Annotated in this window: 11 protein-coding genes, 1 tRNA gene and 1 pseudogene; 3 read left to right on the top strand and 10 right to left on the bottom strand. The window is 68.9% G+C overall.

What is annotated here, in order from left to right:
- The first annotated feature begins 99 nt into the window (after positions 1-99).
- The gene (locus J8N05_RS18550) at positions 100-1,971 is read left to right on the top strand and encodes a hypothetical protein (protein WP_210884163.1); all 1,872 of its coding nucleotides are present in this window, start codon (positions 100-102) and stop codon (positions 1,969-1,971) included.
- A 150-nt stretch (positions 1,972-2,121) separates the two neighbouring features.
- Positions 2,122-2,820, top strand: a complete 699-nt coding sequence (locus J8N05_RS18545) for a DUF6308 family protein (protein WP_210884161.1) — start codon at positions 2,122-2,124, stop codon at positions 2,818-2,820.
- Between the two features lie 289 nt (positions 2,821-3,109).
- Here the strand turns inward: J8N05_RS18545 and J8N05_RS18540 are convergent.
- Together J8N05_RS18540 and J8N05_RS18535 are read right to left on the bottom strand one after the other, a co-directional pair.
- Positions 3,110-4,255: pseudogene (locus J8N05_RS18540) on the bottom strand (DEAD/DEAH box helicase family protein); the annotation flags it as partial.
- Entirely contained in the window at positions 4,255-5,115 is an 861-nt protein-coding gene (locus J8N05_RS18535) for a hypothetical protein (protein ID WP_247706319.1), read from the bottom strand. The pseudogene J8N05_RS18540 and the gene J8N05_RS18535, both read right to left, overlap by 1 nt.
- A 165-nt stretch (positions 5,116-5,280) precedes the next feature.
- Here J8N05_RS18535 and J8N05_RS18530 point away from each other — a divergent pair, with 165 nt between their 5' ends.
- Positions 5,281-5,757 (top strand): hypothetical protein, encoded by a 477-nt coding sequence (locus tag J8N05_RS18530; RefSeq protein WP_210884157.1) that lies wholly within the window; start codon positions 5,281-5,283, stop codon positions 5,755-5,757.
- Between the two features lie 45 nt (positions 5,758-5,802).
- Here J8N05_RS18530 and J8N05_RS18525 read toward each other — a convergent pair whose 3' ends face one another.
- The 8 genes from J8N05_RS18525 to J8N05_RS18490 all read right to left on the bottom strand — a co-directional run bounded on the left by J8N05_RS18525 (position 5,803) and on the right by J8N05_RS18490 (position 11,670).
- Positions 5,803-6,702 carry a replication-relaxation family protein gene (locus tag J8N05_RS18525; protein WP_210884155.1) on the bottom strand — a complete coding sequence of 300 codons (900 nt, stop codon included), beginning with the start codon at positions 6,700-6,702 and terminating at the stop codon, positions 5,803-5,805.
- Between the two features lie 386 nt (positions 6,703-7,088).
- Positions 7,089-7,787, bottom strand: a complete 699-nt coding sequence (locus J8N05_RS18520) for a hypothetical protein (protein ID WP_210884153.1) — start codon at positions 7,785-7,787, stop codon at positions 7,089-7,091.
- Between the two features lie 124 nt (positions 7,788-7,911).
- Positions 7,912-8,259: a hypothetical protein gene (locus J8N05_RS18515; RefSeq protein WP_210884151.1), complete on the bottom strand. Its 348-nt coding sequence runs from the start codon at positions 8,257-8,259 to the stop codon at positions 7,912-7,914.
- 925 nt (positions 8,260-9,184) lie between these two features.
- Complete coding sequence (locus J8N05_RS18510; protein WP_210884149.1) at positions 9,185-9,403, bottom strand: hypothetical protein; 219 nt, start codon at positions 9,401-9,403, stop codon at positions 9,185-9,187.
- Positions 9,404-9,516: 113 nt separating this feature from the next.
- Positions 9,517-9,972, bottom strand: coding sequence for a single-stranded DNA-binding protein (locus J8N05_RS18505; RefSeq protein WP_210884147.1), 456 nt, complete (start codon positions 9,970-9,972; stop codon positions 9,517-9,519).
- Positions 9,973-10,083: 111 nt separating this feature from the next.
- Positions 10,084-10,524 carry a hypothetical protein gene (locus J8N05_RS18500; RefSeq protein ID WP_210884145.1) on the bottom strand — a complete coding sequence of 147 codons (441 nt, stop codon included), beginning with the start codon at positions 10,522-10,524 and terminating at the stop codon, positions 10,084-10,086.
- A gap of 229 nt (positions 10,525-10,753) precedes the next feature.
- A tRNA-Leu gene (locus J8N05_RS18495) sits at positions 10,754-10,827 on the bottom strand.
- Positions 10,828-10,854: 27 nt separating this feature from the next.
- Entirely contained in the window at positions 10,855-11,670 is an 816-nt protein-coding gene (locus J8N05_RS18490) for a hypothetical protein (protein ID WP_210884143.1), read from the bottom strand.
- Positions 11,671-11,752: the final 82 nt, after the last annotated feature.

The raw sequence follows: 11,752 nt of genomic DNA, 5'->3' as shown, positions 1-11,752 counted from the left end.
TGGCCGCCCGGCCCACGAGACGAACACTGAAATCCGCAACAACGTGACACCGGCAGCCGGTAGTTCACGGCCAGCGATTACCGCACGACGGGAGTGCCGATGAACGCGGCAGAGCGCCTCGCCCAGAAGATCGAAACGCTGAGCAAGGCGTTCACGGATGCCGAGCCCGCGTCTTTGCGTACCGGCTACCTGGCCGATCCCTCGGCCGGTCGTCCGGTACTGCAGGGCTCCACCGCGACGGCTCTCGTGCCCCGCTGGAACGAGCACTCCAGCGGGCTGCTGGTGCCCGCCACCGTCCAGCCACCCGCGCCGATCGACCTGGGAGCGGCGTATCTCACCCCTGATGAGATCTTCGGGTTCGAACTGCCCGTCGACTACGCCATGCGTCAGCTGGAGCGCCTTCCTCTTGAAGGCGTCACACGGTTTTGTGCCCGGGTGCTCAACGCCTTGGAGCTTCCCGGTGTGTCCGTGCAGGCAGTCGAGGCTCACTTCGCCGGGGAGTGGCTGGATGAGCCGGTCCGCAGCCGCGCCCGGAACCTGCTCCGGGACGAGACCCGCAGGCTGCTTGTGCCGCAGGCCCTCATGCTGCTGGCTCGCATGGCCCTGGAAGTATCCCCGGACACAGCGCCGGACGATCCCCCCGACGGGGACATCGTCGGTGCTCTCTTCAGTCTCACCCAGGCCATGGGCCGCCACCCTGATCCCGGCCCGAGCGTCATCACGGACCGGCCCGGCACATTGGGCCGCGAACTCATCGCCAACCAGCACTTCCACCGCGGTTGGTCCGTCCCGGGCGTCCTCGCCCGATACGCGCGGCGCTGGCTGCAACTGCCCGCCGAACACTACGGCGAGCCGGGAATCGTCGACCTCAGCCAGACCTACCAGGCATGCACCGGCGCCCGCCTGGAGGACCTGGCGGGCGTCGCCGGCTATCTGTGGCTGCGCACCACGATGGGGCGGTTCGTCATCGAGCCGGGTGAACTGGCTGGCCTGACCATGCCCGCGGAGCGCGTCGAGGCAGTCCTGGCGCTGATCACCAACCACCTGCCCGGCATGCGGGAGGCCGTACGCGGCGAACGCCCCGAACAGCGCACCGAATGGTCCTTCGATCCTTTCCAGCAGTGGCCCGTGATCCGCCTGCCCGAGGACCGGCTGCTGATCCTTGATCCCCGTCACCTGATCAGCCGGGCTTTTGGATGGCTGCCGATCTGGGACATCGAGTTCCCGCCGTCAGGGCGAACCAAGCCCACCGGTCACCGCAAGATGGCCGCCCGGGCCAAGCAGACCCTGCGCCACTGCAGTGAGCTGTACGTCAGCGAAGTCCTGCACGCGATTACCAGAGACGAAGGCACCACGCGCCGGGTCTACGACGACGCCGAACTCAAGGCCGCCTACACCGTCCAGGGCCAGCGCATAGCCGACGCCGCGATTGACTATCCCGGCACCTGGATCGTCATAGAGGTCACCACCACCCAGCTACGCCGCGAAGCCGCCACTGCCGTACCCGGCGAATCACAGATCGAGGACATCGACAAACTCGTCGACGAACTCGACCAGATCGACGCGACCATTGCTGCGCTGCGCGGCGACGAGGCTGCTCTCACCGGCGCTCCTGCTGCCAGCGATCGTCGCTTCCTGCCGCTACTCGTGCTGCCGGAAGGCTTCCCTGTCAACCCCATCACCCTGACCGTGATCCGTGAACGCGCTCGGAAGAAGGGGCTGTTCACGACGCCGGACACGGATCTGGTGGAGATCGTCGACGTCGAAGAACTGGAGATGATCGAAGCCTTGCAGGACGTCTCCGGCCCCAGCCTCCTCGACATCCTGCGCAGCAAGCAGTCCGGCAGCTTGCGCAACGCCGCCGTACGTGACCACATACTGCACGTCCTGCGAGCACAGCCCGACGCACCAGCCCGACACGGTGGGTTGATGGACAGTGCCCTCAAGCCTCTCGTCAACGCCCTGCCGTAGCTGCACCGGAGTTCCTCCACCAGCTGATGGTCGGTAATCCTGTGTGCCCACCGACCGGCTTGCCGCATGCTTCTCGGGCAGGACCTTCCGGCGCCGCTCACCCGCTTACCCGCTGACCCGCTGACGATCTCGACGCAGGATGGAGTTCTCATGGCCGTTTCCACCGCAACGCCGGGCGTATCTGATGGGGCGTTGTCGCCGTTGAGTAAGCGTTTGCGCGTACTGCTGGGCGCAGAGCGTGTTGTGGATGATCTGCGCCGCTACTTCGGTATCGGTCTGCCGTCCGGCGTGGTGGCGTTCACCGGCAGTCGGTTCGAGCATCTGGCGGGTGGGGGAGATCGGCCGGAGGTTGCCGACCGGGTCACGGCGGAGGACCTGGTCGCGGTGCAGACCTTGTCGGTCACCGTTCCCGCGTCTGTCGCGCTGGACATTCTGGAGGGCCCTCTCGGCGCGCGGCTCTCCGGCCTGCTGCACGCCATACCCACGGACATCAACATGGTCGACGCCGACGCGGACGTCGTGGCCGACGACTCGCCGGCGGACCAGGCCTGGCATCTCCTGCGCGACCAGCCCGATGTCGGATGGGTGATCGCGGGCAAGCTTCTGGCCCGCAAGCGTCCGCGGCTGCTCCCGGTCTATGACCGCGTCGTCCGCTGCGCCGTCGGCCGGCCGTCGTCCTTCTGGCTCGCCCTCCACACCGCGCTGCGTGAAAACGACGTTGCTTTGCACCGCCAACTGCTGGAGCTGCGCCAGGTCGCGGGGGTGCCGGAGACGGTGAGTGTGTTGCGGGTGTGTGATGTCGCGGTGTGGATGGGGCACCGGGCGGAGGGGCACGCCTGTCCTCGCTGATGTCGGCAGCGAGCTTGCCTTTCCGGCGTTTTGGCGTGTGAGGGTGACGGACTTTACCAACCGTCATCTGGGTGTGTGCGACGTTCATGTGGAGTGGTCTGCAGGGGTGGGGGAGGGGCGTGGACTGCGGGCTGAGGTGCCGCTACTGGGGTGGTGCCCGGTTTGAAAGGAGCGGCGTGCGGGTGGGTGGTCGGCTGGTGGTGGGGGAGTTACGGGTTCAGGAGATCGTGTGTGCCGGCGGGCGGGCTTCTTACACGATTGTGGACACTGACTGCACGCCCTTGGCGGAGCGGCGTTCGGCGGCGAGGTGGTCGTCGTACAGCCACGCCGCCCACACGCGGTCCGGGGGGACGTGGCGGTCGGCTTCCAGCTCGTGGAGCTCCGCGTCGATTGACGACTTCGGCAGTGCCTCCGCGCCGGCCGGATCCTGGTCGGAGGCTTCGGTCGCGTACAGCCGGGCCGCGGTCCGCGGCATCTCCTCCGCGAACGCGGCGGCCTCCTCGACCTGCTGGTGGAACGTCATGACGGTGCGGAGGTTGCGCGCGGCGGCGTGCTCCAGGAGCGCCGTCTGCAGCAGTGCCAGGCGCCGCCCGCGCAGCGCCTCCTCCGACAGGCCGGGGCCGGGGGAGAGGCGCGGATCTCCAGGACGTCGATCTCGAACCCGGCGAGGATGCCCCGCTCGACGGCCTCCGACAGGCCGAGCTCGAACAGTCATTCACCGTACGGCCCGTCGGGGTCGCTGGTCATCGTCGCGATCTCCAGCTCCCGATCGTCCGCGCTCTTCTGCGGCCGGGGAGGGGCGAGGATGCGTGGAGTCGCGGTCAGGTAGAGCCGGAAGTCGGCCGGGATCCGGGAGTTGTCGTGGATCGCCGCCCTCGGCCGACCAAGATCACCGGCGGTTGAGTGGGCTTCGTCGACGACGGCGGGGTCGAAACCGTCCATCGCCTGCCCATACAAGCGTTTTCCGCCGGCCAGCGCGGTCTCCAGCGGCCCGCGTACTTTCGCCCGGCCCGTGAACATCCTCGGGATCCTCGCGGTCCACGAGTGAGGCGTACGTGGCGAACACGGTCACCGGCCCGCGCCCCGCCCGCAGTGCGAGCTGGATCGGATGGGCGGTGGTCCGCACACCGAGCTGCTCCAGGACCTCGTCCTTCTCCAGTGAGCACACCGCGACCATCGGCCCGCGGTGGCTGACCCGTCGGCACGTCTGGGCGGTCTGCATGAGCAGGTCGAGGGTGGGGACCATGACGAGGATCCGCCCGCCGCGGAAGCACTCCCGCGCCGCCCACGCGGCGGTGATCGTCTTTCCGGACCCGGTCGCACAGACGACGGTCCCGCGCAGCCCGTGTGCAAGTACAGGCGACCTGGTGGGGAATCCCGCCCACGCGCGGATGCGCGCGTTCGCTTCCACCTGGTGTTCTCGCAGGCTGATCATCACTCAGCTCCCGCCTGGCCGACGGGCTTGGGGCCGTCCTGCGGCGCAGGGTTGTCGGCCGGTGGCTGCTGGAGGGGCGGGGTCTGCTGTTTGCGGCGCCGGCGGTGTTCGCGCTGGGCCTGGGCGCGGGCGCATTCGCGGGTGCAGTACTTGATGCCGCTGGTGCGGTTCTGCCCGTACGCGGCGCGGCCGCGCTGGCGTACGAAGCTGCGGCGGCAGGTCTCATTCGCGCACTCACGGATCGTGGCGTCCTCGGCGAGGTGGTTGTAGAGCTGGAGAAATGCCACGGCGAGGATGGTGGGGTAGCGGTCGCCCAGACTGCCGATGCCGATACTGAACCGCTTCAGCGCGGCGTTCAGCTCACTCTCCAAGTGGGTGATCCTGAATTCCATGGCGAGCTCGCGCATGTGGTCCAGGTCGCGCGGCCACACCTCCTCCTGGTCCGGGTTCTCCGCACGCCACCGGGCCAGTTCTTCCTCGGAGACCTCGGGCTCGATGAGCGCGTCGAGCCCGCCCTCGCGGCGCAGGGCCAGCCAGGTGGTGACGGCCGCCTGCGCCTCCGTCATGAACAGCGTGGCCAGTTCGCCGTGCAGGGCGAACGGCGCGCGGGGGTGGTCGCGCTCGGTGAGCTCCTTGAGCGGCTCGTACACGTCGACGTCCCAGCTCCCGGTGTCGATACTCCCGCCGAGGTGTCCGTATGTGCGCATCAAGGCGGCCACGGCGTCGAGGTCCTCGGGGTCGACCTCCATGAACTCGCGCAGGTAGAAGTCCTCCGGCACGGAGACCGTGTGCGAGCGGGAAGGGATCTGCGGGGTCCAGACGATCCACTCGCCGTCGGCCCGCGCCCCGCGAAGAGGCATCAACTCCGGTGCCGGCACGGGCGTTCCGGGCCAGAGCGTAGGACGAAAGCGTGGGTCAACGTATGCCGCCATGAGGAGCATCATAGCGTCCAGGAGGGTAGGACGAACTATGAATCCTTCGTATCACGCACAGGGATCACGGAACGTACCCAAGGGGGAACCAGGGTGACGCAGTGGCAGGACCGCCAGACGATAGGCGACATGCACGAACGCCGGGTGACGGCCGCGCTGCGCACCCGCGGCTGGACCGTCCAGCCCTGCGGACAAGGCACCTACCCGCCCGCCATACGCGAGGCCCTGCGCCGGACCCGCTCCGCCCTGCGGCACTTCCCCGACCTGATCGCCGCCCGCGGCGCCGACCTGATCACCATCGACGCCAAGGACCGCATGCCCAGCACCGACACCGACCGCTACGCCGTCAGCGCCGACACCGTGACCGCCGGTCTCCTCTTCACCGCAGCCCACGCCCCGACCCCGCTCTACTACGTCTTCGGCGACCTGAAAGTCCTCACCCCGGCCGAGGTCGTCCACTACACCGCACACGCCTTACGCCACCACAGCGGCGCCTTCCACCTCGTGCGCACAGAGCAGGCGCACCGCTTCGACGACGTCTTCGGATCGGCCGCAGCAACTGCGGCATGACAGCCTGTGAGCGGGTGCGTTGGTGGGGGTGCCTGCTGGGGAGTGTCACAGGCTGGTCCATGGGCAGGGTCTTCCGCCGGCCAGTGGTACCCAGATTGCCTGGGTGGGGCCGTGGTGTTCGATGTCTTCCAGCGTGGCGGCTCCGAGTTGGACTTCGTGAGCCAGTGAGGCGACGAGCGGATGATGGGAGACCATCGCCTGCAGGTCGTTGATCCGATCATCCAGTCTGGGCCGTGGAGCGCCGGTCAGGATGAACAGGAGGCGTGGGAAGACCGGGTACCAGCGCAGCCAGGCCGGACCTGCCGGGGTCGGTCTGCGGCGGCCGATGGGCTGGGTCTCGTAAGTGAACAGTCTGGCGTACTCGATCAACTTCGCGGCGAGGCGCTCGCTGCTCATTGTGGTGCGGTCCACTTCGATGAATGCGCGCAGTTTCCGGCGGCGTTCGGGCTCGACGACGGTGTAGTACATGACGGCGTCGGCCACGAGCCGGTTGCCCTCGCCGATGGAGTGCGAGACTTCCGGGATCCAGTCCCAGGGGCCGTGTTCGTGTCCCAGGCGCCGGGCGTCTGAGGCGAAGGCCAGGTGGGCGCGTACGACGGTGAGTGTGTGCAGCGTCCTGAGCGAGGCAGCTGTGCGCGAGGTGACGGGATAGGGCGGACGGCCTCGCAGGGCAGGCAAGTCCCGTGTCAGGCGGGCACCTTCCGGCGTGAGGTACCAGGCCTTGGTACGGGAGTGCTTCGCATCCGGCAGCACTGTGCAGTCGACGAAGCCGTCGGTCCGCAGTCTGGTCAGGGCTCGGGACAGCAGTTGCCGGCTGCCTTGCGGCCGCAGCATCCGGTGCAGCTGGTTGGTGCTGGCGATGCGGTGCTGGGCCAGCCCGGCCAGCACCTGGTGACGCAGGGGCCCAGCAGCGGCGGCCGGGGCGTTCAGATCGGAGTTGGTCATGGTCGTCCTCGTGCAGCCGTGGGGCTTCGTCTGCGGAGCAGGGAACCTGGGTACCCCGACCAGATCCCCGACCATGGAGCCCCGACCATGGTCACGAAGCCGACACGCTTGCATGACGCGCCCCAAAACACCCGTCCACGACGCTGCGCCGACGGGCAAGGGCAGCAGGCCAAAGGCGCAAGGTATCCGGCGTCGTTCTGCCGAGCACGGTGCGGGCAGGGGGGGGCGAGGCGATGGCCGGTCCGCAGCAGCAGAAACTGCTGCGGGGCGCGGTGGCGAGCCGCGCCATGCCGGCCACCGTGCGGCACCCGGTCCGCAAGGAACCAACAACCCGTCACCAGGCGCCGCGTTCACAGGGCGGTGAGTCAGCGCTGCACCGCCGCGCCTTATCTCTTCTGCCTACGCTGTGCGGCCTGCGTGAGGATCCGCTTGCGTGTCCACCGCCGGCGCCCGCCCTTCTCCGAGAGGGCGTCGGGCGTCTCCAGCAGAGGAAGGTTGCCTTGGGCGAGGCTGCTGGAGAAGGAACCGACGCTCTTGTAGCCGAGCAGCGCCGCGGCCTGAGTCGCTCCCAGGAGTTCATCGGGATCACCGTCGGCCGGCACATCGGGCAGCGCCTTCGCGGGGCGCTCGCTGCTGACGTACCGGCCGCTCCCGGGGCGCGCGGCCTTCCAGTCGAGCAGAGTCTGCACCCGCCACAGCAACCGTCGGTAGGGACGCTCCGGGGTGCCCAGTTCCTCGACGACGTCCGGGTCGGGGAAGTACCCGGGGTGGTCGCGGACATAGGTAGTGACCTGGTTGACGTTCTTGTAACCCAAAAACTTCGAGGCAGCAGCCCCGTTCAGCAGTTCATCAGCGTCGCGAGAGGGTGATGCGTGATCGCCGAGTCGGGCCAGGGACCGCTGGGCGAACCACCGGGTGACTTCGGCGTGGTCCCACAGCCTCGCGCGCCGGCGCATGCCGGCGATTTCCGGGAAGCCGCTGCTGTCTCGCGTGTTGTACAGGCGGGTGACTCGCGCGGAGGTCAGTCCCTGCTCGGCCGCGATCTCGGCAGCGTCAGCCAGGCGAGGCTTACGTGACGAGGCCATCGCGGAACCGTCCGTCCAGTCGGCAAGTGCGCCAGCCTCCCCAGCACACAACTCCGATAATGACAGAAGATTCGGATGCGGGTCCACCTCGCTGCCCGGAAATCCCCCGCCCGGGGTGCGGGCTTCACCCTTCGGGGACCAGACACACACCGCGGCGGGCGGCAGCCTCGGCCATCTCAGCGTAGGCAAGAGCCGCTGGCGTCATCTGCCACTCGGTAAGGGCGAGCAGTGAGACCAACTCGTCGCGATCCTGCGATGCGTCGCACGGCAGACCCCCTCCATTCACGACCGCCACCAAGACCTCCGGCGACATTCCAGCAACACGAGCCGCCACAATGGAGCGCAGCTCCTCGAAACCCTGCTCGTGCAGGGCGTTCGCCTCAGTCAGAAACAGCAGCACCACATCCTTGTCGGGGCTGGCCGGTGCAGCCGCGGCGAGGTCCAGGAGGCGCTGGGTGGTGGTCGTCATCATGGCCAGTATGACCTTCCGGATCGGTCCGAGAAATGCCGGCGGATTCTGCAGGAATCGCCGGGAAGGCGACTGCTGGCAGGAGCCCGGGCCCGACTTCAGCGCACAGGCCACGCCCTATCCCTCCGACCGGCACAGTCGTTGCACAGGGCGCGGCCGCGGTCACGAGCCAGGTCTGGGAGCTTGCGGGCTCCACCTGCAGTGCCGCGCGGACTTGCACCTGGACCGCAGCGAACTCGGGTCCGTCATCGAGACAGACGACGCCCGTTCAGTGCTCCGCAGGTCTTGGCGTGCCGGATCAGGTCGGTGATGCGCCAGTCGGCGCGGAAACTGTCGCCTCGTACCTGCTCGACTTCGGCGTACAGGTCGGCGAGCCGCGGCCGCCGATGGACAGCAGGAGGTCCCGGCGGATGCGTAGACGCACAGCGAACAGGAGCAGAGAGGGAGGTGCCTGCCCAGTCGCCGGCTCCCGGGGCTGTGGTCCAGGTCCTCGATGAGGACCACGGTGCGGGCCGGGGCGGAGAGCAATGGGGTGCTGGCCCTGAGGCGGGCGCCGCTGGCTTCGGTGCCGGGCGGGTAGAGGGCTGACCGTGGTGCTGCCGTTGTCGGGGATGGAACGCGGTAGCGGGGTGTGCGTGTGGGGGTGGGTGCCGTCCAGGCCGTGCGGCGGGGCGGTGAGGGATGCGGCGTCTGTCCCGGCGGCGGTGTGATGGGTGATGGAGTCGATGCCGTGGGCGGGCATGGCGGTGACCGTGTGATCGGGCCTTGGTGAGGGCGGTGGCGAAATTGTGGGCGCGGGGGATGGTCTGTTCGATGGGATCCGGTTTCCGGTCATGGCGACGGCACTGCCGATCGGCCAGGGCAGCCGTTCGCGGCCGCGGGCCCGCAGGCCCAGCGGGGCGGGTCCCCGGTCGGCGAGGGCAGTGGGTCACTTGTCGTCCGACGGGATGATGAACGGGCGGGTCAGCTTTGTTTGGGTGAGTTCCTCGTGCGGCCGGTAGGAGGAGAGGAGCTCCCTGACGGCGTCGCGGACGCGCCGGTCCCACACCTCGGCCGCGGTGTGCTCGGCGAGGTCGTCGTCGAGCCGGCCGGGGACGAGTGGGCGGTGAGCGCGGTGCGTGCGGCTCGTTCTGGCAGGTCGCGGCACCGGCGCGAACCGGTGCCGCGCCGTGGCGGGTGAAGGGGAAGCGTGATCAGAATCGACGGGAAGGGGGGAGTACCGTCGGCCGCTGTGGTGGAAGTGCCGGGCTAGGCCCAGTTCTAGGCCCGCTTCCGCTCCCACCACGGGGGTGGGCTGCCCGTTCGCCCGGGTGGCGGGGTTGTGGTGGCGGGCTGCGGTGCAGTGGGTGTGGTGTACGGGCGGGCGGCGATCGGGCTGGGGAGGCTGGTCTCGGTGTAGGCGATGCGCCTGCGCAGGCTGATGCCGAGGTCGTCGACGCTCAGGTAGATCGAGTCGTTCTTGAGTCCGGTGATGCGTCCTTTGACCAGGACGTTGACTCCGTCGACGAGGGATTCGGTGGAGTTGGTGGCCAGGTTGCGCCAGGCGGTGCAGATGTAAGGGATCGGGTCCAGGTCACGCCACTTCTGGGCGGCGGTGTCCCACTGCGTGGGGGTCGCGGTGAGACGGAACCGGCAGACGGCGATGCCGTCCCCGGTGAAGCGGACTTCCACGTCTCCGGTGACGGTGCCGGACACGTGTGTGACGGACGGGGCCATACGGACACCTCCAAATGTGAATAATAGTGGCTCTAGGGAGTTGGTTACCCCCTGTCGGCACTGCCTGCCCAAGAGCCCGGTTCAGCGGGCCAGGCGCCGGCTACCGGCTCTTCATCCGGTGGGCTCCGACGGGACTGGCGGCGGGGTGACGTTGTCGAACACCGTGGTGTCTGCGAGATCCACCAGCACCGGGACCGTGCCGTCGGCCTGCACCAACTGCCGCGCGGTGGTGTCCAGATCGACGGATATCCGTACAGCCGCCCGGTGGGCATCGAGGTAGGCGAACACGAGCACCCCGGCGATCTCGACGCAGGGCAGGCTCTCGTCGTCGGGCCCGTCCATCGGGTGGAAGACCGCCGAACTGTTCGCCTCTGCGCAATCCTCGCTGTCCGAGAGCCTGAGCCTGACGGGGGCGAGCAGGTGACGGCAGATGTCGGCGGGGTACAGCGTGTAGCCCTCGTCCCCGCGGCTCTTGTCCGGACCGTAGTAGAGGTCCACGATCGCCTGGTCGTCGGCCGGAGGGCGGAACGGGAACCCGTCGGTGCCCGCCACCTCTTCCCAGGAAGCGCGAATCTCCTGCGCGAGCGAGGTCAGGGCGGAGGCCTCGCGGGAGGCAGCCGGAGGGCCTCAGACAGGTATGCTCAGTTGTCCATGTCGAAGACGTCGGGCTGCGCCGCGATGGCGTCCAGGACGGCAGCCGCTACGTCGGCGGGTGCCTCGGGATTCGGGGCGATCACGGTGTCGGTCATCGCAACTCCAGGTGCACGCGACGGTGTTGGAGTAGCGCCGGCGGGACTCGAACCCACGGCCTCAGGACTCTTGAGATCCCCGCTCTACCAGCTGAGCTACAGCACCTCGGTGTTCGATTGCGGGGCAGCGCCCTTAGCCACCCTCGGGCAGGGCGAGGCCGCGGCGGCAGGGCGGACGCCCACCCTGCTGAGCACGCAGGGAGTCGGCTTCCGCCTGGGCGCGGCGTGCGCGCTCGAGCTCTTCAGCGGCGGCGTCGACACAGTAGGGACCCCACCACTGCAAGCCCCTGATCTTGCGGGTCAGCGAGTCGGGGCAGTCGGCCAGCATCAGCAGCAGGACCGGGTGTGGGGAGAGGGAGAGCCACTGCGCGGCGGTCCGCCAAGCGGCCTCGGCGGCCTTCCGTGCGAGGAGCGCTGCCCGGGCTTCGCGCTCCAGACGGACGGCTTCGGCGTGGTGATAGGCGGCGGACCAAGTGAGGAAGCGCAGCAGGCCGGGGGTGTCGCGCTGCCGGGAGGCCTCCAGGATTGCGGGCAGATCGGCGCGCTGCGCGACGTGCTCGGCGCACCCGCGCAGGACGGCCGTGAGCACCACTTCCGTCTTCTCCGACGGCGGCTTATCAGAGGTGGCCGACAGCTGACGCACCGAGACCTGAGGACAGTCAAAGCGGTCGCGGTAGAGCGTCAGGCTGCCGCAGTAGCCGATGCGGCCGCGTGCGAGCCGCGGGAGGTCCTCGTCGGGGGCGGTGGTGGTGAAGGCGTTCACGGGACCGAGACAGGCGCGTACGGCGGTGAACTGGTCCCAGTGATGGGGGTCGGTGGTGCCGGTGACGTGCACGCTGCCGCGCATCGCCCCGCCCAGCTCGAACACAACGGCGTCGCCGTCGCGGGGGCTGACAGTGGCGTGTACGGGACCGGCAGGCGTGTCGATGGTCAGCCTCGGGCTCGTCATGCTGCGACTCCTCAGGGCTCGTCCGGGTGCGCTGGGGGGTGCCGCCTCGCGCTCGCCGGAGAGGGAAGTGAGGGCGAGGCGG

This window comes from Streptomyces liliiviolaceus, from assembly GCF_018070025.1.
GTDB lineage: Bacteria > Actinomycetota > Actinomycetes > Streptomycetales > Streptomycetaceae > Streptomyces > Streptomyces liliiviolaceus.
Note: the sequence above shows the minus strand (reverse complement) of the source record. Positions and strands in the feature narration are given on the sequence as shown.

Bases quoted from the DNA above. Each gene is read 5' to 3' on its own strand.
- J8N05_RS18550 (WP_210884163.1), top strand. From the start codon at position 100: ATGAACGCGGCAGAGCGCCTCGCCCAGAAGATCGAAACGCTGAGCAAG.
- J8N05_RS18545 (WP_210884161.1), top strand. From the start codon at position 2,122: ATGGCCGTTTCCACCGCAACGCCGGGCGTATCTGATGGGGCGTTGTCG.
- J8N05_RS18535 (WP_247706319.1), bottom strand. From the start codon at position 5,115: ATGCCTCTTCGCGGGGCGCGGGCCGACGGCGAGTGGATCGTCTGGACC.
- J8N05_RS18525 (WP_210884155.1), bottom strand. From the start codon at position 6,702: ATGACCAACTCCGATCTGAACGCCCCGGCCGCCGCTGCTGGGCCCCTG.
- J8N05_RS18520 (WP_210884153.1), bottom strand. From the start codon at position 7,787: ATGGCCTCGTCACGTAAGCCTCGCCTGGCTGACGCTGCCGAGATCGCG.
- J8N05_RS18515 (WP_210884151.1), bottom strand. From the start codon at position 8,259: ATGATGACGACCACCACCCAGCGCCTCCTGGACCTCGCCGCGGCTGCA.
- J8N05_RS18505 (WP_210884147.1), bottom strand. From the start codon at position 9,972: ATGGCCCCGTCCGTCACACACGTGTCCGGCACCGTCACCGGAGACGTG.
- J8N05_RS18490 (WP_210884143.1), bottom strand. From the start codon at position 11,670: ATGACGAGCCCGAGGCTGACCATCGACACGCCTGCCGGTCCCGTACAC.